Source organism: Thauera mechernichensis (assembly GCF_029588855.1).
GTDB classification, from domain to species: Bacteria; Pseudomonadota; Gammaproteobacteria; order Burkholderiales; family Rhodocyclaceae; genus Thauera; species Thauera mechernichensis.
Genome location: NZ_JARQZE010000002.1, coordinates 145,176 through 168,104 on the forward strand (window position 1 = coordinate 145,176; position 22,929 = coordinate 168,104).

The window sequence follows — 22,929 nt, forward strand, 5'->3', positions numbered from 1 at the left end:
GGGCGTTCATTCCATGGCTGGCAAACGCATGATACGTCCGGTGATCCGCGACGTGGTTGTCGTGCAGAGACCTCTCGAGCAGTCGGCTTGGGGAGGGCTGAGCGCTTGTGCGGAGAATCTCGATATATGTTGTGTCTTATAGAAGACTTTTGGCTTCAGAGTATTGACCCGCGCGCGATTCAATCGCATCCTTCGTTGGTTAAGCACCCTCGAAGGAGGGGCGTGGTGTCAACATCAAGTACAGAGAGCCCGAACATGACCGAACGAGTGACCTGCGAGCGTCTTCAGGTGGCCACCAGCCTGAAGCGATTCATTGAGGAAGAGGCCCTGCCGGGCAGCGGTGTGGACCCTGCCGCGTTCTGGAGCGGGTTCGATGCGCTCGTGCATGATCTGGCCCCCCGAAACGCAGCCCTGCTGGCTGAGCGCGATCGCATCCAGGCCGAGGTTGATGCCTGGCATCGTGCCAATCCAGGCCCCATCAAAGACATGGCTGCCTACAAGGCCTTCCTGGCCTCCATCGGCTACCTGCTCCCGGTCCCGGCTGATGCCAAGGTCAGCACCACCAATGTCGATGACGAGCTTGCCGTTCAGGCGGGGCCCCAGCTCGTTGTGCCGGTAATGAATGCGCGCTATGCGCTCAATGCTGCCAATGCGCGTTGGGGATCGCTCTACGACGCGCTCTACGGCACCGATGCGATTCCCCAGAAGGACGGCGCCGAACTCACCAAGGGCTACAATCCTGTGCGTGGCCAGAAGGTGATCGCCTTCGGTCGCCAGGTGCTGGACCAGGCCGCAGCGCTTGCCGGCGCCTCGCACGCCGATGTCACCGCTTACACCGTGTCCGCTGGCGAGCTGGTGGCTGCGCTGCGCAATGGCAGTACCGTCGGGCTGCAACAGCCCGAGAAGTTCATCGGCTTCCAGGGTGAGGCCGCAGCGCCGAGCGCGCTCCTGATTCGCAACAACGGCCTGCACATCGAGATCCAGATCGATCGCGACGGCGCCATCGGCAAGACCGATGCGGCTGGCGTCAATGACCTGCTGATGGAGGCCGCACTGTCGACGATCATGGACTGCGAGGACTCGGTCGCTGCAGTCGATGCCGACGACAAGATCGTTGCCTACCGCAACTGGCTTGGCCTGATGAGCGGCACGCTCGAGGACAGCTTCGAGAAGGGCGGCAAGCAGATGACCCGCCGCCTGAATGCCGACCGCGAGTACGCCGGCGCCGATGGCAAGGTGGTGAAACTGCATGGCCGTGCGCTGCTGTTCGTGCGCAACGTGGGGCACCTGATGACCAATCCTGCCGTCCTGTGGGGTGAGGGCAAGGAGATTCCCGAGGGCATCATGGATGCGGTGGTGACCACGCTGATCGCCAAGCGCGACCTCGGCCGCCGTGGCAATTCGCGTAAGGGCAGCATCTACATCGTCAAGCCCAAGATGCACGGACCTGCCGAAGTCGCTTTTGCCGACGAACTCTTTACCCGTGTCGAGCAGCTGCTCGGCCTGCCGGCCCATACGGTCAAGCTCGGCATCATGGATGAGGAGCGTCGCACGAGCGTGAACCTGCGCGCCTGCATTGCCGCTGCGCCCGCGCGTGTTGCCTTCATCAACACCGGCTTCCTTGACCGTACCGGCGACGAGATGCACACCGCCATGGAAGCCGGTCCGATGATGCGCAAGGGCGACATCAAGAACAGCAAGTGGATCGCGGCCTACGAGCGCCGCAACGTGCTGATCGGTCTTGCCGCCGGCCTGCGTGGCCGCGCCCAGATTGGCAAGGGCATGTGGGCCATGCCGGACCTGATGGCGGCGATGCTGGAGCAGAAGATCGCCCACCCCAAGGCGGGCGCCAACACCGCTTGGGTGCCGTCGCCGACTGCCGCCACACTGCACGCCTTGCACTATCACCAGGTCAGCGTGGGCGCGGTGCAGCAGGAGATCGAGAAGCTCGATCTCAACGCGCAGGCCGAGGCCCTGCTCGACGATCTGCTCACCATCCCGGTGGTGGAGCAGGCGAACTGGAGCGAGGCCGAGCTGCAGCAGGAGCTCGACAACAACTGCCAGGGTATCCTGGGCTATGTGGTGCGCTGGGTGGAGCAAGGCGTCGGTTGTTCGAAAGTGCCCGACATCAACAACGTCGGGCTGATGGAGGACCGTGCCACGCTGCGCATCTCCAGCCAGCACATCGCCAACTGGTTGCGCCACGGCGTGGTCGGCGCCGAGCAGGTGGAGGCCACGCTGCAGCGCATGGCTGCGGTAGTCGATGGCCAGAATGCCGGTGATCCGCTGTATCGCCCGATGGCGCCGGACTTCGGTGCTTCCGTGGCCTACGCGGCTGCGCGTGCGCTGATCTTCGAAGGCTGCGCCCAGCCCAGTGGCTACACTGAGCCGCTGCTGCATCGTTATCGCCAGCAGTTCAAGGCCCGTTTCGGCGCTTGATCTGGGTCGGCAGCGGGTCGAGGCCCGCTGCGCCACCGGCTGCGGCTCGGTCGGTGGGCCAATGAAGAAAGGCGCCCGTGGGCGCCTTTCTTCATGTCCTGCAGGGCATAGCCCCTGCCCGGGGCTATCTCACCACAGCTGCCACCACGGCTTGGTGTTTGCCGGCCCGCCACGGAAATAGACGCTGTCAGGGAAGTTCGTGCGCATGACGCGCTCGGCGTCGTCGCGCAGTTGGGTCATGCCCAGCGCGTCGTAGCTCTTGACGAGCAGGAACAGGGCTTCCTCGATGGCCGGTGCCTGGGGAAAGTTCGTAACTGCCGTCTGAGCGCGGTTGATGCTGGCAACGTAGGCGCCACGGTTGTAGTAATAGCGCGCGACGTGAACTTCGTGCGAGGCGAGCGAGTTGACCAGGTACTGCATGCGCGCGCGCGAGTCGTCCGCGTAGCGGCTGTCCGGGAAGCGCTCGACGAGTTCGCGGAAGCTGTCGAACGCTTCGCGAGCGCCCTTGGGGTCGCGCTCGGAGAGATCCTGGCGCGACAGGTTGGCGAGCAGGCCAAGGTTTTCGTTGAAGTTGATCAGGCCTTTGAGGTAGTAGGCGTAATCGACGTTGGGATGGTTGGGGTGCAGCCGGATGAAGCGGTCTGCTGCTGCCAGTGCCAGCGCCTGTTCCCCCTGCTTGAAGTACGCATAGGCGACCTCGATCTGGGCCTGCTGGGCAAATCTGCCGTAGGGATAGCGTGCCTCGAGCTTCTCGAACAGGGTGACAGCCCGGTCGTAGGCGCCTTCGGACATCGAAGTCTTTGCCTCGGAATACAGCCGCTGGGCGTTCCAGCCGGTTGTTTCGTCGACCTGATCGGGCAGTAGCCCGCAGCCACCGGCCAGCAGGGCGCCAATAAGAACAGCTTTTGCCGTTAAACTTCCGAGGGTGAACCTGGCCATCGAAGACACTCGCGTGAATGAACGCGCCGATTATATCCCAGCCGACGAGCCCGACTCGCTCGAAGCGCTGACGATTCCTGATGAACTTGCAGGCCTGCGCCTGGACCAGGCGCTCGCCCGCTTGCGCCCTGAGCATTCGCGCAGTCGCTTGCAGTCATGGATGCGCGATGGCTACGTCCTGCTCGATGGCAACGCGCCTGACCCGAAGCGCAAAGTGTGGGGCGGCGAATGCGTCGAGATCGCGCCGCCGCCCGCGCCCGAGCTTGGCGCCGAGCAGCCCGAGGACATCCCGCTCGACATCGTCTTCGAGGATGCGCACCTGCTCGTGATCAACAAGCCGGTCGGGTTGGTCGTGCATCCTGGCAGCGGCAACTGGAGCGGCACGCTGCTCAATGCACTGCTGCACCACGACCCGGCGCTGGCGGCAGTGCCGCGGGCGGGTATCGTGCACCGGCTCGACAAGGACACGAGCGGCTTGCTTGTCGTTGCCAGGACGCTCGCTGCGCAGACGGAGTTGGTGCGCCAGCTTCAGGCGCGAACCGTCAAGCGCCACTACTGGGCGCTGGTCAAGGGCGAACTCACGGCGGGCGCAAGCGTCGATGCGCCGATCGGGCGCCACCCCAGTCTGCGCACGCGGATGGCGGTGGTCGGCAACGGCCGCCCGGCCGTCACCCATTACCTTGTGCGAGAGCGTTTTGCGCGCTGTACCTTGGTCGAATGCAGGTTGGAGACAGGGCGCACGCACCAGATCCGGGTCCACATGGCGCATGTCGGCCACGCCTTGGTGGGCGACGCCGTTTATGGTCAGCGTCGCACGGGCTCAGCCTTGCTCGACAGCTTTGCGCGCCAGGCGCTGCACGCCTTCAGGTTGGGTTTGCGCCACCCGCAGAGTGGTGATGACATGGCGTGGGAATGTCCCATGCCCGCCGACTTCGCCATGCTGCTGCAGGCTTTGCGTGAGGAACTGGCGTGAGCGGGGGGCACTCGCCGACGGTTGGTCGGCCGCTGGTTCCTGGCTTGTTGTGCCCGGACTGGGCTCTGCCCAAGGGTGTCGGTGCATTGCTGACGACATGTGAGGGCGGGGTTAGTGCGGGCGACTTTACCAGCTTCAATCTGGGTGCCCATGTAGGTGACGACCCGGCGGCGGTGGCGTCGAATCGCGCACGGTTGCGCGCCCATCTGCCCTCGGAGCCGGCCTGGCTCGATCAGGTACATGGATGCACGGTGGTCGACGCCGAGTCGGTGACGGGCCATGTTCGTGCGGATGCCGCAGTTTCAAGGACGCCGGGCCGGGTGTGCGCCGTGATGACGGCGGACTGCCTGCCGGTGCTGCTGTGCGATGACGACGCCACGGTCGTGGCAGCGGTGCATGCCGGATGGCGCGGGTTGGCGGCGGGTATCGTCGAGGCGACGGTCGCGCATATGGCGGTTGCGCCATCCAGCCTGCGTGCGTGGTTGGGGCCGGCGATCGGCCCTGGTGCCTTCGAGGTCGGTGACGATGTCCGGTGCGCGCTCGCCGACAGTGATGAGGAGGCCGCGCAGGCTTTCGTGGCGGGCGCTGCGCCTGGCAAGTGGATGGCTGACCTCTTCGTGCTTGCCCGCCTGCGCCTGCGCAGGCTTGGCGTTGAGCGTGTCGATGGCGGCGGGGCGTGCACCTATTCGTCGCCACGGCAGTTCTATTCCTATCGCCGTGATGCAAGGACAGGCCGTTTTGCGTCTCTGGTCTGGCTCGATGCGCACTGATTCCGGGCTCCGGCATGGCAGGCACCCGCTTCGCATCGACCTCCAAACGGCTTGGGCTATTGATCAGGGCCCGTTTCGGCTCTATCGTTGCGGTCAAGGGCTTCGCGTTCGCGTTCGCGCTGGCGCCGCCGGCGGGCCGGGGTGCCGAAGATCCACATGAAGAGGGCGAGTGGGGCGATGCCCCAGAAGACGAAGGTCAAAACGCCAGCGACGACGGTGTCCTCGGACACGGCGACGAGGATGGCGACATAGAGCCAGGCAATCGGAATCAGGTACATGCGCCAATTGTAGCGCCGCTGCGACGCCGGATCGGGATTGCCATGCAGCACAAATCAGCACGCGATGGCCGCCGGCCGTCGCCACCAGCTTTGGGAGATGTGAATGTCGGATTCAGCGGGTAAGGGGACGCCGCCTGGCGTGCAGGCCATGTTCGAGGCGGGGCAGTCCATGGCGAAGAGCTTCTTCGACGCGCTGGCGCGACAGCATGCGGCAATGCAGGATTCCTCGGGCGTAGCGGCTCCCAAGCTGCCGCTGCCCGAGACGGAGGCCCTTGGCGCCATCCAGAAGGCCTACGCGGAGAAGCACGCCCAGCTGTGGTCGTCGATGCTTGCGCGCAAGGACGGCGGGCCTGCGCCGGCCGTTGTTCAGCCGCCGCCGGGCGACAGACGGTTTACCGCGCCGGAGTGGAGTGAGAGTCCGGTGTTCGACTACCTGCGCCAAGCCTACCTGCTCAACGCCGAGTTGCTCACCCAGGTTGCCGAGGCCATGCCGATCGCCGACGGCCGCGCGAAGTCGCGCATTCAGTTCCTGACCCGGCAGTACATCGATGCCTTGTCGCCGAGCAACTTTGCCGCGACCAATCCCGAGTTCATCAAGACCGCGCTTGAGACCAAGGGCGAGAGCATCACGCGTGGCGTGCAGAACCTGCTCGGCGACCTTGAGAAGGGGCGCATCTCGATGACCGATGACTCGGCCTTCGAGATCGGCCGTAACCTGGCACTGACGCCGGGCTCGGTGATTTTCGAGAACGAGCTCATGCAGCTCATCCAGTACGCCCCGCTGACCGAGAAGGTGGCGCAGGCGCCGCTGCTGATCGTGCCGCCCTGCATCAACAAGTTCTACATCATGGATCTGCAGCCGGAGAACTCCCTGGTTCGATTCGCGGTAGAGCAGGGCTTCACCGTGTTCCTGGTGTCTTGGCGGAACCCCCGTCCGGAGTCGGGCGGGCATTTCACTTGGGACGATTACCTGGAGAAGGGGCCGCTGGCTGCGCTGGATGTCGTGCGCGCGGTGACCCGCGTAAAGAAACCCAACGTGCTCGGTTTTTGCGTCGGCGGCACCATCCTGACCTCGGCGCTCGCGGTGGCGCGGGCGCGTGGTGAGGACCCGGTGGCGAGCCTCACTCTGATGACGACGCTGCTCGATTTTTCGGATGCGGGCGAGCTGGGCTGCCTGGTCGATGAGGCCGGCGTGGCCGCGCGCGAGGCAGCGATCGGCAAGGGCGGCGTGCTCAAGGGGCAGGAGTTGGCGAACGTGTTCTCCTTCCTGCGTGCCAACGATCTGGTCTGGCAGTACGTCGTCGGCAACTACCTCAAGGGCAACAAGCCTGCGGCCTTCGACCTGCTGTACTGGAATTCTGATTCGACCAACTTGCCCGGGCCTTTCCTGACCTGGTACTTGCGCAACATGTACCTCGAGAACAACCTGCGAGTGCCGGGCAAGCTCCGGATGCTGGGGCAGAAGGTCGATCTTGCCAAGGTGGATATGCCCGCCTACCTGCTTGCGGCACGCGAAGATCACATCGTGCCATGGAAGAGCGCCTACCTGGCGCGCAACCTGCTGGGCGGCGACACCACGTTCGTGCTCGGCGCGAGCGGGCATATCGCTGGTGCGATCAACCCGGCATCCAAGAACAAGCGCAGCTATTGGACCGCTGAAGGGCGGCCGACCGACCCTGATGAGTGGTTCGAAGGTGCGACAGAGCACAAGGGCAGTTGGTGGCTGAACTGGATCGAGTGGTTGCGTCCGCATGGCGGCAAGCAGGTTGCGGCGCGAGGGCGTCTCGGCAGCACGCGCTATGAGCCGATCGAGCCGGCTCCGGGACGCTACGTGAAGGAGCGTGCCTGATCCGTCTGTCTCGACCAGATTTGCGGCGACAGCGTTGGGGCGGGCGCTGTCGTCACGATTGAAGCCCGTCCGGCACACAAGAACCCCGTCTAGGGAGAGGAGAGAACAATGTCTAGAGTTGCACTGGTAACCGGTGGTATGGGTGGTCTGGGCGAGGCGATCTGCATCAAGCTCGCGGCGCTGGGCTACAAGGTTGTGACGACGCATTCGCCGGGTAACAGCAAGGCGGCAGAGTGGCTGCAGACCATGAACAACATGGGCTACGGCTTCAAGGCCTATCCCTGCGACGTTGCCGATTTCGATTCGGCCAAGGCTTGCGTGGAGCAGGTGACTCGGGAAGTGGGTCCGGTCGATGTGCTGGTGAACAATGCCGGTATCACCCGCGACATGACGTTCAAGAAGATGACCAAGGCGGACTGGGATGCGGTGATCAGCACCAACCTCGACTCGGTTTTCAACATGACCAAGCAGGTCATGGACGGCATGGTCGAGCGCAAGTGGGGGCGCGTCATCAACGTCTCCTCGGTCAACGGTCAGAAGGGGGCGTTCGGTCAAACCAACTATTCCGCTGCCAAGGCCGGCATGCACGGCTTCACGAAGGCGCTTGCGCTCGAGGTCGCACGTAACGGCGTGACCGTGAACACCATCTCGCCGGGCTACATCGGCACCAAGATGGTGATGGCCATCCCGCAGGAGATCCTCGACTCGAAGATCCTGCCGCAGATTCCCGTGTCGCGCCTTGGCAAGCCGGAAGAGATCGCCGGTCTGGTGGCCTACCTGTCGTCGGAAGAGGCGGCGTTCGTCACCGGCGCGAACATCTCGATCAACGGCGGTCAGCACATGTTCTGATTCCTGCCTGCAGGCTTGCCGAGCCGGCAGTGGAGCGCTCCTGAGGGGGCGCTTTTTTTTCGCCTCGATGCCGCGTTCTATTGCGTTGCAACAAGAGTTGTCAACAGTGTTTATAATGCGATCGCAAGGCAGTTGATGCGCTGCCGCAAGAAGCGCCGAATGTGGTCCAGGATCCGGTCTAGCCTGGAGCGTCGGCATCTAAAATTGCTCCTGAAGGATCTCAAGATGTCCCAGAAAATCGCTCTCGTCACTGGCGCCATGGGTGGTCTTGGCACCGCGATCTGTCAATCGCTGGCCAAGGATGGCATGAAGGTTGTCGCCAACTGCCTGCCTGGCTTCGACCAGAAGGAAGGCTGGCTGGCTGCCCAGCGCGACCTGGGTTTCGACTTCGTCGCGGCTGAGGGCGATGTCTCGGACTACGAGTCCTGCGCCGCCATGGTTGCCCGCATCGAGGCCGAGGTCGGCCCGATCGACGTGCTGGTCAACAACGCCGGTATCACCCGCGACAAGTTCTTCCCGAAGATGGAGAAGGGCCAGTGGGACGCGGTGATCAGCACCAACCTCAACAGCCTGTTCAACGTCACGCACCATGTGTCGGCCAAGATGGCTGAGCGTGGCTGGGGGCGCATCGTCAACATCTCCTCGGTGAACGGGGTCAAGGGCCAGGCCGGCCAGACCAACTATTCGGCAGCCAAGGCGGGTGTGCTCGGCTTCACCAAGGCGCTTGCCGCCGAGCTGGCGACCAAGGGCGTCACCGTGAATGCCGTCGCGCCGGGCTACATCGGCACCGACATGGTCATGGCCATTCGCGACGACATCCGCCAAGGCATCATCGACACCGTGCCGATGAAGCGCCTCGGTCGTCCGGACGAGATTGGCGATCTGTGCGCCTACCTCGCGTCGGACAAGGCAGCCTACATCACCGGCGCCACCATCAACATCAATGGCGGCTTGCACATGTGCTGATGGCTGCACTGCAGCATGCGTGAAATCACGAAACCCCGTCGAATGGCGGGGTTTCGTTTTCGCACCGCGATATAATCGATCCCGCAACCCAGAGCGGGACGGACCGCCGTCGAGGAGATGGAGAAATGCAGGAACAGCAGCGCCTGATCAAGAAGTACCCCAATCGTCGCCTGTACGACACGCGTACGAGTTCGTACATCACGCTTTCGGACGTCAAGGAGCTCGTGCTCAACAACGAGGAGTTCCAGGTCGTCGATGCGAAGACCGGCGAGGAGCTCACGCGCAGCATCCTGCTCCAGATCATTCTCGAGGAAGAGGCGGGCGGCGCGCCCATGTTCACCAGCGACCTGCTGGCGCACATGATCCGTTTCTACGGCAACGCCATGCAAGGCATGATGGGGAAGTACCTTGAAAGCAACATCAAGGCGTTCACCGAGATGCAGGGAAAGCTTCAGGACCAGGCGCGCGCGATCTATGGCGAGAACAGCCCGGTCGGTCAGGACCTGTGGGCGCAGTTCCTCAATTTCCAGGGGCCCGCGCTGCAGAGCATGATGGGCGCCTACGTCGACCAGTCGAAGAAGATGTTCGAGCAGATGCAGAGCCAGCTCGAGAGCCAGACGCGCAACATGTTCACCGGCTTCCAGTTCCCCAATTACGTCAAGCCCGGCGACGAGCGCGCCGATGCGCCCGCCGCGACCGGCAAGGGCGACGCCCACAAGTGATGCCCTGACGCGAGCGGGGCGGCTGAACCTTTCTGCCACCCCCTCGTGCCGACCCCCGGACAGGTTTCCCCACGCATGACCACTTTCAAGACCCCGAACCTGCCGCGCGTCGGCTTCGTTTCCCTCGGCTGTCCGAAGGCGACCGTCGACTCCGAGCACATCCTCACCCGATTGCGCGCCGAGGGCTACAGCATCTCCGGCACCTATGACGACGCCGACCTGGTGGTGGTCAACACCTGTGGCTTCATCGATGCCGCGGTCGAGGAGTCGCTCGATGCCATCGGCGAGGCGCTGGCCGAGAACGGCAAGGTCATCGTCACCGGCTGCCTTGGCGCCAAGGACGATGTCGTGTTGGCGGCGCATCCCCAGGTGCTCGCGGTCACCGGGCCGCATGCTACCGAAGAGGTCATGCATGCGGTGCATAAGCACCTGCCCAAGCCTCATGACCCCTTCACGGATCTGGTGCCGCCGCAGGGCATTCGCCTGACGCCGCAGCATTACGCCTACCTCAAGATCTCCGAGGGCTGTAATCACCGCTGCACCTTCTGCATCATTCCGTCCATGCGTGGCGACCTGGTCAGCAGACCTATCCACGAGGTCATGCGCGAGGCCGAGGCGCTTGCCGATGCTGGCGTGAAGGAAATCCTCGTCATCTCCCAGGACACCTCCGCCTACGGTGTCGACGTCAAGTATCGGACCGGCTTCTGGGGTGGGCGGCCACTCAAAACCCGCCTTGTGGACCTGGCGCGTGCCCTGGGCGAGCTCGGCATCTGGATCCGCATGCACTACGTGTATCCGTACCCGAGCGTCGACGAGCTGATCCCGCTGATGGCCGAGGGCAAGATCCTGCCCTACCTCGACGTACCCTTCCAGCACGCCAGCCCGCGCATCTTGAAGGCGATGAAACGGCCCGCCAATGCCGAGAATGTGCTCGAGCGCGTGCGAAAGTGGCGCAGCATCTGTCCCGAACTCACTATTCGTTCGACCTTCATCACCGGTTTCCCCGGCGAGACCGAGGAAGATTTCGAGATGCTGCTCAACTTCCTTGAGGAGGCGCAGCTTGACCGCGTGGGGGCATTTTCCTATTCGCCGGTCGAGGGGGCCGCGGCAAACGAGCTGCCGGATGCCGTCCCGCACGAGGTACGCGAGGAGCGACGGGCGCGGCTGATGGACTTCCAGGAAGATATCTCCACGCAGCGCCTTGAAGCAAAGATCGACCGCGAGATGACCGTCCTTGTCGATGAGATCGAAGAGGATGGCGCGCTGGCGCGCTCGCCAGGCGACGCACCCGAGATCGACGGCCTGGTGATCATCCCCGATGCCGAAGGGCTGGAGCCGGGCGACTTCGTGCGAGTCCGCATCACGGATTGCGATGTCCATGACCTCTACGCCGAAAGGCTCGACTGACGGCGCGGCAAACGCGTTCGTCTCAGGAGCAGGGCCTTGACTCCTCCGGGGGCGTTCGCCCTGCCGCCGCAGCGTGATGGTGGCCACGAGCCGGTCATTGGCTTGGCGCTGGGCAGTGGTGCCGCGCGCGGGTGGGCGCATCTGGGGGTGCTGCGGGCGCTGGCCGAGGAGGGCATTGCGCCGCGCGTGATCAGCGGCTGCTCGATCGGCGCGCTCGTTGGTGCAGCTGCGGCTTCGGGCGACCTCGACAAGCTCACGCGCTGGGCCGAGACGCTGAAGTGGCAGGACGTCGTATCCCTGCTCGACGTGTCGCTGCGTGGTGGCCTCATCAAGGGCCAGAAGCTGATCAGTTTCTTCGAGCGCAATTTCATCGATCGCGACTTCTCCGAGCTCGACGCACGCTTTGCCTGCGTGGCGACCGAGTTGGGCAGTGGCCGTGAAGTCTGGCTGCACGACGGCAGCGTGTCCGCAGCCGTGAGAGCATCGATTGCGTTGCCCGGGTTGATGACGCCGGTGATGTACCAGGGTCATCTGCTTGTGGATGGCGGGCTGGTCAACCCCGTGCCGGTGTCCTTGTGCAGGGCGATGGGTGCCGATGTGGTCATTGCGGTCGATCTGGGGTCGGATATGGTCGGGCGTGCGCTGCGCCGAACGGCTGCGGCGCCCGTGCCGATCGAGGAAACCGAGGCCGGCTGGACCGAGCGCCTGCTGGCCGGCCTGGGACTCTCGCGTGACGACATTGATGCCTTGTCGGCGGCAATCCCATTCGGTAGCGACAGTTCGCCTTCACTCGCTTCAGTGATCAGCTCCAGCATCAACATCATGCAGGTCCGGATCGCTCGTAGTCGCCTTGCAGGCGATCCTGCCGACGTGCTCATCTCGCCGCGCGTCGGCCAGCTCGGCCTGATGGACTACCATCGCGCCGATGAGGCAATTGCCGAAGGCGTCGCTGCCGTCGGCCGCGTGCGTACGGTGTTGCGCGAGCTCACCGGCAGGTCAGACTGAGGAGGCGGGCATGGCGTCCCTGATCGAGCTCTTGCAAGGCATTGTGGGGGCGCCGAACGTCCTTACCGCGGCCGCTGACATGGCGCCGAGTCTTGCCGACTGGCGCGGGCGTTATCACGGCACCGCTCAGGCCGTCGTCCGGCCGGCCACCACCGCAGAACTCGCTGCCGTGGTGGCCACCTGCGCGCACGCGGGTGTGCCGATGGTGCCTCAGGGCGGCAACACCGGCCTGTGTGGTGGTGCCACGCCGCTCGCCGACGGGCGTGCGGTGGTGATCGGCATGGGGCGAATGAACCGTGTGCGCGCGCTCGATGTCGATAACGGCACGATCTGCGTCGAGGCCGGATGCACGCTTGCAAGCGTGCAGGGCGCTGCTGCCGCCGAAGATCTGCTGTTTCCGCTGTCACTGGCCTCTGAGGGTAGCTGCCAGATCGGCGGCAACCTGTCGACCAACGCTGGCGGCGTGCAGGTGTTGCGCTACGGCAACATGCGCGAGCTGGTGCTGGGGCTCGAGGTAGTGCTGCCTGACGGACGGATCTGGGACGGACTGCGTGGCCTGCGCAAGGACAACACTGGCTACGATCTCAAGCACCTGTTCGTAGGGGCGGAGGGTACGCTAGGCATCATTACCGCAGCAGTGCTCAAGCTGTTTCCGCTGCCGCGGGCTCGTGCCACCGCCTGGGTCGGGGTGCCCGATCCGCGCGCGGCCGTGCACCTGCTGAGGCTGATGCGCGACGCCTGCGGTGAGCGCGTGAGCGCGTTTGAGATCGTCGGTCGCAGCGCGCTTGAACTCGTACTCGCTCACATTCCCCGGGCACGCGCCCCATTGGCTCGGGGCCACGACTGGGGCGTGCTGCTGGAGTTGACCGACCCGCAGCTCGATTCAGGGTTGGCGACCAAACTTGAGCAGGCGTTGGCGGTGGCGATGGCTCGTGGCCTGGTACTCGACGCCGTGCTTGCGACCTCCGAGGCGCAGGCGGCTGAGCTGTGGGTCTTGCGCGAGCAGATCTCCGAGGCACAGCGTCTGGAAGGAGTCAGCATCAAGCACGACATATCGGTGCCGGTCAGTCGCATACCGGAGTTTCTTGAGCGCACGAAGGCAGTGCTCGAGGCGCGCTACGCCGGTGTTCGTATCGTCGCCTTCGGCCATATCGGCGATGGCAACCTCCATTACAATCTGTCGCAACCCCTGGTCGAGGCCAACGCGGCCTTCATAGCGCGCACGGCTGAGATCAATCGCATCGTGCATGACGAGGTTGCAGCCCTTGGCGGGTCGATCTCCGCCGAGCATGGGCTTGGCCAACTCAAGCGCGATGAGATCCTGCGCTACAAGTCTGAGGTCGAACTCGACATGATGCGGGCGGTGAAGCGCGCGCTCGACCCACTGGGTTTGATGAATCCTGGCAAGGTCCTGCCGCTGCGTGCCTGAGCGAGAAGGGCGAGATGGGGGCAGGAATTGAAATTGTGTGACAAGGGGGTTTACAAGGTGGGGGCTAGTTCCTATAATGCGCGCTCTTCGGTGACGGGGGTATAGCTCAGCTGGGAGAGCGCTTGCATGGCATGCAAGAGGTCAGCGGTTCGATCCCGCTTACCTCCACCACAAAGAAGAATTGGTAGTACGCAGTCCCCATCGTCTAGAGGCCTAGGACACCGCCCTTTCACGGCGATAACCGGGGTTCGAATCCCCGTGGGGACGCCAGTCAAAGCGCCCAGCATTGAGCTGGGGGCAAAGCCGGCAAGGCCGGTGCAGGTTAGTGCGGAGTGGTAGTTCAGTCGGTTAGAATACCGGCCTGTCACGCCGGGGGTCGCGGGTTCGAGTCCCGTCCACTCCGCCAGTTTCAACAGAGCTTTGCTCTGATGTGCAGCGAAGGTGACAATTCGATGCACTTGCGGTGAGCTTGATCAGAAGCTATAATCGCCGACTTGTTGTGGGGGTATAGCTCAGCTGGGAGAGCGCTTGCATGGCATGCAAGAGGTCAGCGGTTCGATCCCGCTTACCTCCACCAAATGGTTTTTGCAGTAGTAGGCTTGCAGTCCCCATCGTCTAGAGGCCTAGGACACCGCCCTTTCACGGCGATAACCGGGGTTCGAATCCCCGTGGGGACGCCAACATTGCAGCTTGGTCGTCGTAAAGATCAATCTGCAGCTTCGTGGAAACACGAAGTCGATCAGCGCGGAGTGGTAGTTCAGTCGGTTAGAATACCGGCCTGTCACGCCGGGGGTCGCGGGTTCGAGTCCCGTCCACTCCGCCACCAAAAAGCCCCGAGTCAGGTTTCTGACTCGGGGCTTTTTCCATTGGCCCATCTGTGCCCATCTCGCCTTTGCTTTCCTGGCTGGTGCTGGTGAGCAGAATCAGCTAAAGTTCATAACATACGCTACGGTATGGAAAAAGGGCGTGCCTGTGCGTCTGTCCGTGCGTGTCTTATAACCAGTCGGGAGAGCAAGTACGATGAGTATCACCAAGGTTGGTGTCGTTGGCGCGGGGACGATGGGCAATGGTATTGCCCAAGCTTTCGCGGTTGCAGGGATGGATGTGGTGATGATGGACGTGGCCGAGGCGCAGGTTAAGCGTGGCCTCGATACCATTGGCGCCAGTCTCGATCGCCTGGTGAAGAAGGAAAAGATGAGTGCCGAGCAGAAGGCTGCGGCAATGGCGCACATCGGCACGGCGACGGCGCTTTCCGCGTTGGCTGATTGCGACCTCGTCATCGAGGCTGCGACCGAGAACGTCAATCTCAAGCTCAAGATCTTCGCAGAGCTGGATGCGCTGACCAAGCCTGAGGCCATTCTCGCCAGCAACACTTCGTCGATCTCGATCACCCGCCTTGCTGCCAGCACGCAGCGGCCGGCCCAGGTCATCGGCATGCACTTCTTCAATCCGGTGCCGATGATGGCGCTGGTAGAGCTCATCAAGGGGCTGCAGACCTCCGATGCGACTTATGAAGCCGTCGAGGCGCTTGCGCAGTCGATCGGCAAGTCCCCGATCAAGGTGAAGAACAGCCCGGGTTTCGTTGTCAATCGCCTGTTGTGCCCGATGATCAACGAGGCAGTATTCGCGCTTGGCGAGGGGCTGGCGACTGCGGCAGAGATCGACGAGGCGATGAAGCTGGGCTGCAACCATCCGATCGGACCGCTCGCCCTGTGTGATCTCATCGGTCTCGATGTGGAACTGGCTGTGATGCAGGTGCTGTACGAGGGCACCAAGGATCCGAAGTATCGCCCGGCGCCGTTGTTGGTCGAGATGCTCGAGGCGGGCTATCTCGGGCGCAAGAGTGGAAAGGGCTTCTTCGACTACCCCGCGAAGTGATGCCCTCGGCGCTCCGGGGCGGAAGCCCTGGAGGAGCCGGCAGCGCCCAAATGCAAACGCCACCGTGAGGTGGCGTTTGTGTTGATGCAGAGGGCAAGTGAATCAGCCGCGGCCTGAGCGCATTGCGTCGAAGAACTCGGCGTTGCCCTTGGTGGCCTTGATCTTGTCGAGCAGGAATTCCATCGCGTCGATGTCATCCATGCCGTACAGGAGCTTGCGCAGGATCCAAACCTTCTGCAGCACGTCGGCCTTGAGCAGAAGCTCCTCGCGACGGGTGCCGGAACGGTTGACGTTGATCGCTGGATAGACCCGCTTCTCCGCCATGCGGCGGTCGAGGTGGAGCTCCATGTTGCCGGTGCCCTTGAACTCCTCGTAGATCACGTCGTCCATGCGGCTGCCGGTGTCGACCAGCGTGGTGGCGATGATGGTGAGCGAGCCGCCTTCCTCGATGTTGCGCGCGGCGCCGAAGAAGCGTTTGGGCTTCTGCAGTGCGTTGGCGTCCACGCCGCCGGTCAGTACCTTGCCCGAGGCCGGTTGCACCGTGTTGTACGCGCGTGCGAGGCGGGTGAGCGAGTCGAGCAGGATCACCACGTCGTACTTGTGCTCGGTCAGGCGCTTGGCCTTCTCGATCACCATCTCGGCGACCTGGACGTGACGGGTGGCGGGCTCGTCGAAGGTGGAGGCTACGACCTCGCCCTTCACCGAGCGCAGCATCTCGGTCACTTCCTCCGGGCGCTCGTCGATCAGCAGCACGATCAGCTTCACGTCCGGGTGGTTGGCCGTGATCGCATGCGCGATGTGCTGCAGCATCACCGTCTTGCCGCTCTTGGGTGGGGCCACGAGCAGGCCGCGCTGGCCCTTGCCGATCGGCGCGATCATGTCGATCACCCGGCTGGTGATGTTCTCCTCGCCACGGACCTCACGCTCGAGCTTCAGGCACTCCTGCGGGTGCAGGGGCGTGAGATTCTCGAACAGGATCTTGCTCTTGCACTCTTCCGGCGGGCGGCCGTTGATCTTGTCGAGCTTGGTGAGCGCGAAATAGCGCTCGCCGTCCTTGGGCGTGCGGATCTCACCCTCGATCGTGTCGCCGGTGCGCAGGTTGAAGCGCCGGATCTGCGATGGCGACACATAGATGTCGTCGGTCGCAGCGAGATACGAGGTGTCCGGGGAGCGCAGGAAGCCGAAGCCGTCAGGCAGCACTTCGAGTGCGCCATCGCCACAGATCGGTTCGCCCCTGCGGGCACGGTTGCGCAGCAGCGCGAACACGAGTTCCTGCTTGCGCAGTCTGTTTGCGCCCTCGACACCGGCGTCCGTTGCCATCTGCAGCAGTTCGCTGACATGCAGGGCCTTGAGTTCGGACAGGTGCAGAGCAGGCACGTCGGGATCGCGGGGCGTGGAGTTGCCTTCCTCGCCACCGTTGTCGACGTCGAACAGATCGTTGTCGTTCTGCTGATTCTGGGGGGGATTACCGTCTCGGTTACGCGAGCCACGGCGACGGGCACGCGAGGAGCCGCGAGAGCGGGCCGGAGCCTGGTCCGGCTTAGATGTTGCTGTCAATGAAGGCGGTCAGTTGAGATTTGGAAAGGGCGCCCACTTTGGTCGCCTCGACGTTGCCGCCCTTGAACAGCATCAGCGTCGGAATGCCCCGGATGCCGTACTTGGCCGGCGTTTCCTGGTTCTCGTCGATGTTGAGCTTGGCGATCTTGAGCTTGCCGGCGTAGTCCTTGGCGACGTCGTCGAGGATGGGCGCGATCATCTTGCAGGGGCCGCACCATTCGGCCCAGTAATCGACCAGCACCGGGGTCTGGGACTGCAGCACTTCGGACTCGAAGTTGCCGTCAGTCACATAGTGGATATGCTCGCTCATGATTCCTCACTTAAGGGCTAGCGGGTGTTGACGAAAGCCGATGACTTCGTTGTGTTGTGATGCTTGTATGGGGCTTGCTGCTGGACGCCGCGCTCGACGATTACCTCCCGAGCCGTTGTGCGGTAGGGGGGCTGGACTACGGGGCGCGGTTGGCGGAAGGGGAAGCCTTCCGGAAAGGAAGCTTGGCGAAACTTATGCGAAGGTTCGGCGGCCGTCAAGCGTGATTGATGGCTGACCAATAAACTGAGCGCCGAGGCGTGGCAAAAAAACAATGGGCTGGACTATATTCACGTCCTGCGCCTCGTCGATGGGTGGTCTGGGCGCCTGACAAACGGAGATCCTGCGATGACCTACGTCGTCACCGAAAGCTGCATTCGCTGCAAATATACCGACTGTGTGGACGTGTGTCCGGTCGATTGCTTCCGCGAGGGGCCCAACTTCCTCGTCATTGATCCCGAGGAGTGCATCGACTGTACGCTCTGCGTGGCCGAGTGCCCGGTGGAAGCGATCTATGCAGAGGACGATGTGCCTGCGGATCAGCAGCACTTCATTGCGCTGAATGCGGAGCTGTCCAGGCAGTGGAAGCCGATCGTCGAGCGCAAGGATCCCTTGCCCGATGCTGAGGACTGGGCGAAGGTCAAGGGCAAGCTCGACGAGCTTGTGCGCTGATTGCACCCAACGGGGCGCATGGCGGCTATGCGCTGCCGCATCGATGCACTAATATGGCGCAGACTTGACACTGAAACCGACGAGGTTCGGAGAACGACATGCTGGTGAGCGAGATCCTGGCGATCAAGGGCAAGGTGCTTTTCACCATTTCCCCGAAGAAGAGCATTGCAGAAGCCGTAGAGATCATGAACGAGCAGGACGTGGGCTCGCTTGTCGTGTTCTCGCGTGGCGAAATGGTGGGCATGCTGACCTTCCGTCAGGTCCTCCAGGCCGTGCAGAAGGGCGGCGCTGACTGGCAGGCGCTGTGCGTCGAGGACGTGATGTTGAGAGATCCGCTCGCTGCTTCGCCAAACATGGAGATGGACGAGCTCCGGCGCCTCATGGTCGAGCATCACCAGCGTTATCTGCCGGTCATGGAAGATCATACGCTGCTGGGTGTCGTCAGTTTTCATGATGTGGCCAAGGCGGTGCTCGAAGAGCAGAGCTTCGAGAACCGAATGCTCAAGAACTACATCAGGAACTGGCCTGAGGCCGAACAGGAGGAGCGCTGAACAGATGCTGGAGTAGCGACTCCGGCTTGTGGCGACCGTGTCGCCACGCCTCCGTGACGAATCTGTTTTCGTCCGATTGACGCCCAACCCAAAATAATCGGGCGCGATCAAGTTGGAATTGCGGGGCTGCCCTCACGGGCTGACCCGACGCCTCGGGAGGGCGGGGCCGAACGGCAATCATGCGGTTCGGCAGTTTCCAGCAACAGGAGGAGGTAGCGTGGAAAAAATCTGGCTGAAGAGCTATCCCGCGGGCGTACCGGCCGAAATTGACGTCGACCAGTTCCGCTCGCTCGGTGATCTGTTCGAGAAGAGCGTCGCGCAGTTTTCGCAGCGTGATGCCTTCTACTGCATGGGGAAGACGATCACCTATGCCGAACTCGACGCCCTGAGTGCGCGCTTCGGCGCTTTTCTTCAGGGGGAGTTGGGGCTCGCAAAGGGGGCTCGTGTCGCCCTGATGATGCCGAATGTGCTGCAGTACCCGGTAGCGCTCTATGGTGCGCTGAGAGCCGGCTACACAGTCGTCAATGTCAATCCTCTTTATACGGCGCGCGAGCTCGAGCACCAACTCAAGGATGCGGGCGTCGAGGCGATCGTGATCCTCGAGAACTTTGCCCATACGCTGCAGAGCGTCATCGGCAAGCTCTCCCTCCGTCATGTGGTCGTCACCAGTCTTGGCGAGCTGCTCGGCTTCCCGAAAGGGGCGATCGTCGACTTCGTCGTGCGCCGGATACGCAAGATGGTGCCTGCGTGGTCCTTGCCCGGCAGTGTCCGCTTCTCGGACGCGTTGCAGCGCGGTGCCCGCCATGCCTTGAAGCCGGTCGATGTGGGACATGAAGACATTGCCTTCTTGCAGTACACCGGCGGTACGACCGGCATGGCCAAGGGGGCGGTGCTGACGCATCGCAACATCATTGCCAACATGCAGCAGGCGCATGCGTGGATCAGGCCGGTGGTGCGCGAGGGCCAGGAGATCATCATCACCGCGCTGCCGCTGTATCACATCTTCTCGCTTACCGCGAACTGCCTGACCTTTTTCAAGGTGGGCGCGACGAACATCCTGATCACCAATCCGCGTGACATTCCGGGCTTCGTCAAGGAGCTTGCGAAGCATCGCTTCACGGCGATCACCGGCGTGAACACCTTGTTCAATGCCTTGCTGAACAACCCCGATTTTGCCAAGCTCGATTTCTCTTCGCTTCATGTGTCCCTGGGCGGAGGAATGGCGGTGCAGCAAGCGGTTGCCGAGCGCTGGAAGAAGGTGACCGGCGTGGCTTTGGTCGAGGCGTATGGGCTGACCGAGACGTCTCCGGCAGTTACGCTCAATCCGCTTGATCTCAAGGAGTTCAACCACGCGATCGGCTTGCCGATCTCGTCGACCGACATCAGTATCCGTGATGACGATGGGGTCGAGCAGCCAGTCGGGCAGCGTGGAGAGCTTTGCGTGCGTGGGCCTCAGGTCATGCGAGGTTACTGGAATCGCCCTGAAGAGACGGCGAGAGTATTCACGTCTGACGGCTATCTGCGCACGGGTGACATTGCGGTCATCGATGCAGCGGGTTTCATCACGCTGGTCGACCGCAAGAAGGACATGATCCTGGTCTCGGGCTTCAATGTGTATCCGAACGAAGTCGAGGATGTCGTTGCCAGTCATCCGGGCGTGCTCGAGGTGGCCGCTGTTGGTGTTCCCGACGAGCGCAGCGGCGAAGCAGTGAAGGTGTTCGTGGTGCGCAAGGACCCCGCGCTCACCGCCGAGGCGCTGATTGCGCATTGTCGCAAGGAGTTGACCGGCTACAAGGTGCCGCACCATGTCGAGTTCCGCGACGAACTGCCCAAGAGCAACGTGGGCAAGATCTTGCGCCGGGAACTGCGTGGGGCTGCCTGATGGTTGCGTGCGCGTCGGGGCTGGTTGGGCTGGTTGGGCCGGCTTGATCAGTCCTCCCGCCAGGGCGCAGCGGGCTGCCAATCGAAAAAGTCTCTTGTGCAATGCGGCGATTAGTCATTAGAATCGGCCGCAGTCTGCAAAGAGACGTTCCGAGTTCAAGTCGATAATCCGTAATGACCCTGTCCGCCCGTTTCCTCGCTGTCGTCGTAGTACGCGTAGTAAGCGTAGGACAACGCGCGTCGTAACGGGACAGAACACTCCAGCAGCAAGATTCCAAACCCCCGTCGGCGCGCAAGGCCGGCGGGGGTTTTGTTTTTTTGGCTCGTCGGTCTGGCTGTCGAATCCGCAACGAAGGAGAGCAACATGATTCAACTTACCGGCGCGCAACTTATCGTGCGTCTTCTCGAGCGTCAGGGCGTGCGTACCGTCGCTGGCGTGCCAGGCGGCGCGATCCTGCCGTTCTACGACGCCTTGTCGTCCAGTGAGCTGATCCGTCACGTGCTTGCCCGCCACGAGCAGGGTGCGGGCTTCATGGCCCAGGGCATGGCGCGCGTGAGCGGCGTGCCCCAGGTGTGCATCGCCTCCAGTGGCCCGGGTGCGACCAATCTGGTCACCGCCATCGCCGACGCTTGCCTGGACTCCATCCCGATGGTGGTCATCACCGGCCAGGTGCCGCAGGCCATGATCGGCACGGATGCGTTCCAGGAAGTGGATATCTATGGCATCACGGTGCCGATCACCAAGCACAACTTCCTTGTGCGTTCGGCACAAGAGTTGCTGGAGGTCGTCCCTGATGCTTTCCGCATCGCCATGTCGGGCCGTCCCGGTCCGGTGCTGATTGATGTGCCCAAGGACGTGCAGAACCAGCTCATCAGCATCGAGGAGCTGCCTCCGCCAGCGGTGCCCGACCCCACGCCCGCGCTCGACCTCGCTGCCATCGAAGAGGCAGCGCGCATGATCAACGGTGCGCAGCGGCCGGTGCTCTATCTCGGTGGCGGCGTGGTGCACTCGGGTGCGGCGCCGCTTGCGGTCCAGCTGGCCGAGCGCGCCGGGCTACCGACCACGATGACCTTGATGGCTCTGGGCGCAATGCCGATGGATCACCACCTGTCGATCGGCATGCTCGGCATGCATGGCGCGCGCTACACCAATTTCGTGCTCGAGGAAGCCGATGTGCTGATCTGCGTCGGCGCCCGCTTCGACGATCGCGCGATTGGCAAGGCGGCGCAGTTCTGCCCGAGGGCCAGCATCGTTCATATCGATGTCGACCGCTCCGAGCTGCACAAGATCAAGAATGCCCATGTCGCCATCCATGCCGATGTGAATGTCGCCCTGGCGGCGCTTCTGCCGCGCATCGATCCGATCATCCGGGAGGCCTGGCTGTCGAAGGTCGCAGACCTGAAGACGCGCTTCCCGATGCAACTCCCCGGCATCGAGGATCCGCGCAGCCACTACGGGCTTATCCAGGCCGTGGCCGATGCGCTCGATGACGAGGCGGTGATCGCCACCGACGTCGGCCAGCACCAGATGTGGGTTGCGCAGGCCTATCCCTTCCGTCGTCCGCGCCAGTGGCTCACCTCCGGTGGCCTGGGCACGATGGGCTTCGGCATGCCGACGGCGATCGGTGCGGCGCTTGCCGAGCCGGAGCGCACCGTGGTGTGCTTCTCGGGCGATGGCAGCTTCAAGATGAACATCCAGGAGCTCGCGACGCTTGCCGAGGAAGGCCTGAACGTCAAGATCGTGCTCATGAACAACAACGCGCTCGGCCTGGTGTACCAGCAGCAGACGCTGTTCTACGGCAAGCGCCTGTTCGCCTCGAAGTACCGCACCGAGCCCGATTTCGTGAAGATCGCTGAAGGCTTCGGCGTGCCTGCGGTGGATCTGGACAAGGCCGAAGATCCGCGTATGGCGCTTGCCGAAGCCCTGCGTGCTCCGGGTCCGTGCCTGATCCATGCGACGATCGACCGCGAACAATTTGTCTATCCCATGGTGCCGCCCGGTGCGGCCAACACCGAGATGATCGGAGGCTGATGATGATCGAACAGGTTGCCGACCCGCTGCCGCAGACGAGCTGCGCCAAGGTCGTTCTCGAAATCGATGTGAACAACCACCCCGGGGTGATGAGCCACATCTGCAATCTATTTGCGCGCAGGGCGTTCAACGTCGAGGGCATCCTGTGCATGCCGGTATCGGACGGCAAGCGCTCGCGTATCTGGCTGCTGGTGTTCGACGACCAGCGCCTGGAGCAGATGGTGCGCCAGGTCGAGAAGCTCGAAGACGTGCTGGCGGTACGCCGGCACGGTGCCGAGCACGAGGTCTTCGAGCGTCTGGAGAGCTTCTTCCACTGATCGCCCGAGCGCCGGTGCGTGGCACCGCCGCGGTCATCGGCCCGGCGGCGCGGAGGGGATGGGCTTGCGTGCTAGACTCACGCCCCATCCCCTTTTCCATGATGCAAC

General features: G+C 63.2%; 20 protein-coding genes and 6 tRNA genes. 22 read left to right on the forward strand and 4 right to left on the reverse strand.

All coding sequences use genetic code 11. The features are described from left to right. The first annotated feature begins 255 nt into the window (after positions 1 to 255). On the forward strand, positions 256 to 2,439 hold the full coding sequence (locus P7F68_RS03565; RefSeq protein WP_277830790.1) for a malate synthase G: 2,184 nt from the start codon (positions 256 to 258) through the stop codon (positions 2,437 to 2,439). Positions 2,440 to 2,568: 129 nt separating this feature from the next. On the opposite strand, the gene P7F68_RS03570 is transcribed toward P7F68_RS03565, so the two are convergent. Then, a complete protein-coding gene (locus P7F68_RS03570) occupies positions 2,569 to 3,378 on the reverse strand; it encodes an outer membrane protein assembly factor BamD (RefSeq protein ID WP_037982179.1) in 810 nt (269 codons plus the stop codon). 13 nt (positions 3,379 to 3,391) lie between these two features. On the opposite strand from P7F68_RS03570, the gene rluD reads away from it, so the two are divergent. After that, the gene (gene rluD / locus P7F68_RS03575) at positions 3,392 to 4,351 is read left to right on the forward strand and encodes a 23S rRNA pseudouridine(1911/1915/1917) synthase RluD (protein WP_386041131.1); all 960 of its coding nucleotides are present in this window, start codon (positions 3,392 to 3,394) and stop codon (positions 4,349 to 4,351) included. Further along, positions 4,348 to 5,121, forward strand: a complete 774-nt coding sequence (gene pgeF / locus P7F68_RS03580) for a peptidoglycan editing factor PgeF (protein WP_277830795.1) — start codon at positions 4,348 to 4,350, stop codon at positions 5,119 to 5,121. Before rluD ends, pgeF begins: the two co-directional genes overlap by 4 nt. Positions 5,122 to 5,177: 56 nt before the next feature. Here the strand turns inward: pgeF and P7F68_RS03585 are convergent, their stop codons facing one another. Beyond that, on the reverse strand, positions 5,178 to 5,399 hold the full coding sequence (locus tag P7F68_RS03585) for a hypothetical protein (RefSeq protein ID WP_277830797.1): 222 nt from the start codon (positions 5,397 to 5,399) through the stop codon (positions 5,178 to 5,180). Between the two features lie 103 nt (positions 5,400 to 5,502). Here P7F68_RS03585 and P7F68_RS03590 point away from each other — a divergent pair, with 103 nt between their 5' ends. From P7F68_RS03590 to P7F68_RS03655, 14 genes are all read left to right on the forward strand, one after another. Then, positions 5,503 to 7,248 (forward strand): PHA/PHB synthase family protein, encoded by a 1,746-nt coding sequence (locus P7F68_RS03590; RefSeq protein WP_277830799.1) that lies wholly within the window; start codon positions 5,503 to 5,505, stop codon positions 7,246 to 7,248. A 108-nt stretch (positions 7,249 to 7,356) separates the two neighbouring features. Continuing rightward, the gene (phbB, locus tag P7F68_RS03595) at positions 7,357 to 8,097 is read left to right on the forward strand and encodes an acetoacetyl-CoA reductase (RefSeq protein ID WP_002923756.1); all 741 of its coding nucleotides are present in this window, start codon (positions 7,357 to 7,359) and stop codon (positions 8,095 to 8,097) included. Positions 8,098 to 8,322: 225 nt separating this feature from the next. After that, positions 8,323 to 9,063 (forward strand): beta-ketoacyl-ACP reductase, encoded by a 741-nt coding sequence (gene phbB / locus P7F68_RS03600; RefSeq protein WP_002923757.1) that lies wholly within the window; start codon positions 8,323 to 8,325, stop codon positions 9,061 to 9,063. A 125-nt stretch (positions 9,064 to 9,188) separates the two neighbouring features. Then, the gene (gene phaR, locus P7F68_RS03605) at positions 9,189 to 9,785 is read left to right on the forward strand and encodes a polyhydroxyalkanoate synthesis repressor PhaR (protein ID WP_002923758.1); all 597 of its coding nucleotides are present in this window, start codon (positions 9,189 to 9,191) and stop codon (positions 9,783 to 9,785) included. A 75-nt stretch (positions 9,786 to 9,860) separates the two neighbouring features. Further along, positions 9,861 to 11,192 (forward strand): 30S ribosomal protein S12 methylthiotransferase RimO, encoded by a 1,332-nt coding sequence (rimO, locus tag P7F68_RS03610; RefSeq protein WP_277830802.1) that lies wholly within the window; start codon positions 9,861 to 9,863, stop codon positions 11,190 to 11,192. 36 nt (positions 11,193 to 11,228) lie between these two features. Beyond that, positions 11,229 to 12,197 carry a patatin-like phospholipase RssA gene (gene rssA, locus P7F68_RS03615; RefSeq protein ID WP_002923761.1) on the forward strand — a complete coding sequence of 323 codons (969 nt, stop codon included), beginning with the start codon at positions 11,229 to 11,231 and terminating at the stop codon, positions 12,195 to 12,197. Positions 12,198 to 12,207: 10 nt separating this feature from the next. Further along, on the forward strand, positions 12,208 to 13,626 hold the full coding sequence (locus P7F68_RS03620) for an FAD-binding oxidoreductase (RefSeq protein WP_277830805.1): 1,419 nt from the start codon (positions 12,208 to 12,210) through the stop codon (positions 13,624 to 13,626). 95 nt (positions 13,627 to 13,721) lie between these two features. Beyond that, positions 13,722 to 13,797 (forward strand) — tRNA-Ala (locus tag P7F68_RS03625). A 23-nt stretch (positions 13,798 to 13,820) separates the two neighbouring features. Then, positions 13,821 to 13,896: transfer RNA gene (locus P7F68_RS03630), tRNA-Glu, on the forward strand. A gap of 59 nt (positions 13,897 to 13,955) precedes the next feature. Next, positions 13,956 to 14,032, forward strand: a tRNA-Asp gene (locus tag P7F68_RS03635). Between the two features lie 95 nt (positions 14,033 to 14,127). After that, positions 14,128 to 14,203: transfer RNA gene (locus tag P7F68_RS03640), tRNA-Ala, on the forward strand. Between the two features lie 27 nt (positions 14,204 to 14,230). Further along, positions 14,231 to 14,306: transfer RNA gene (locus P7F68_RS03645), tRNA-Glu, on the forward strand. Positions 14,307 to 14,372: 66 nt separating this feature from the next. Further along, a tRNA-Asp gene (locus P7F68_RS03650) sits at positions 14,373 to 14,449 on the forward strand. Between the two features lie 197 nt (positions 14,450 to 14,646). Continuing rightward, positions 14,647 to 15,504 carry a 3-hydroxybutyryl-CoA dehydrogenase gene (locus P7F68_RS03655; protein ID WP_002923764.1) on the forward strand — a complete coding sequence of 286 codons (858 nt, stop codon included), beginning with the start codon at positions 14,647 to 14,649 and terminating at the stop codon, positions 15,502 to 15,504. A 102-nt stretch (positions 15,505 to 15,606) separates the two neighbouring features. Here P7F68_RS03655 and rho read toward each other — a convergent pair whose 3' ends face one another. Both rho and trxA read right to left on the reverse strand, forming a co-directional pair. After that, entirely contained in the window at positions 15,607 to 16,872 is a 1,266-nt protein-coding gene (gene rho / locus P7F68_RS03660) for a transcription termination factor Rho (RefSeq protein WP_157354431.1), read from the reverse strand. Between the two features lie 172 nt (positions 16,873 to 17,044). Next, positions 17,045 to 17,371 carry a thioredoxin TrxA gene (gene trxA, locus P7F68_RS03665; protein ID WP_002923767.1) on the reverse strand — a complete coding sequence of 109 codons (327 nt, stop codon included), beginning with the start codon at positions 17,369 to 17,371 and terminating at the stop codon, positions 17,045 to 17,047. A 345-nt stretch (positions 17,372 to 17,716) separates the two neighbouring features. On the opposite strand from trxA, the gene fdxA reads away from it, so the two are divergent. The 5 genes from fdxA to ilvN all read left to right on the forward strand — a co-directional run bounded on the left by fdxA (position 17,717) and on the right by ilvN (position 22,821). After that, positions 17,717 to 18,040, forward strand: a complete 324-nt coding sequence (gene fdxA / locus P7F68_RS03670) for a ferredoxin FdxA (protein WP_002923768.1) — start codon at positions 17,717 to 17,719, stop codon at positions 18,038 to 18,040. A gap of 98 nt (positions 18,041 to 18,138) precedes the next feature. Next, a complete protein-coding gene (locus tag P7F68_RS03675) occupies positions 18,139 to 18,591 on the forward strand; it encodes a CBS domain-containing protein (RefSeq protein ID WP_002923770.1) in 453 nt (150 codons plus the stop codon). Between the two features lie 217 nt (positions 18,592 to 18,808). Beyond that, the gene (locus P7F68_RS03680) at positions 18,809 to 20,473 is read left to right on the forward strand and encodes a long-chain-fatty-acid--CoA ligase (RefSeq protein WP_002923771.1); all 1,665 of its coding nucleotides are present in this window, start codon (positions 18,809 to 18,811) and stop codon (positions 20,471 to 20,473) included. 363 nt (positions 20,474 to 20,836) lie between these two features. Continuing rightward, complete coding sequence (ilvB, locus tag P7F68_RS03685; protein WP_002935767.1) at positions 20,837 to 22,504, forward strand: acetolactate synthase large subunit; 1,668 nt, start codon at positions 20,837 to 20,839, stop codon at positions 22,502 to 22,504. After that, positions 22,504 to 22,821 carry an acetolactate synthase small subunit gene (gene ilvN / locus P7F68_RS03690; RefSeq protein ID WP_002923773.1) on the forward strand — a complete coding sequence of 106 codons (318 nt, stop codon included), beginning with the start codon at positions 22,504 to 22,506 and terminating at the stop codon, positions 22,819 to 22,821. Before ilvB ends, ilvN begins: the two co-directional genes overlap by 1 nt. Positions 22,822 to 22,929 lie beyond the last annotated feature (108 nt).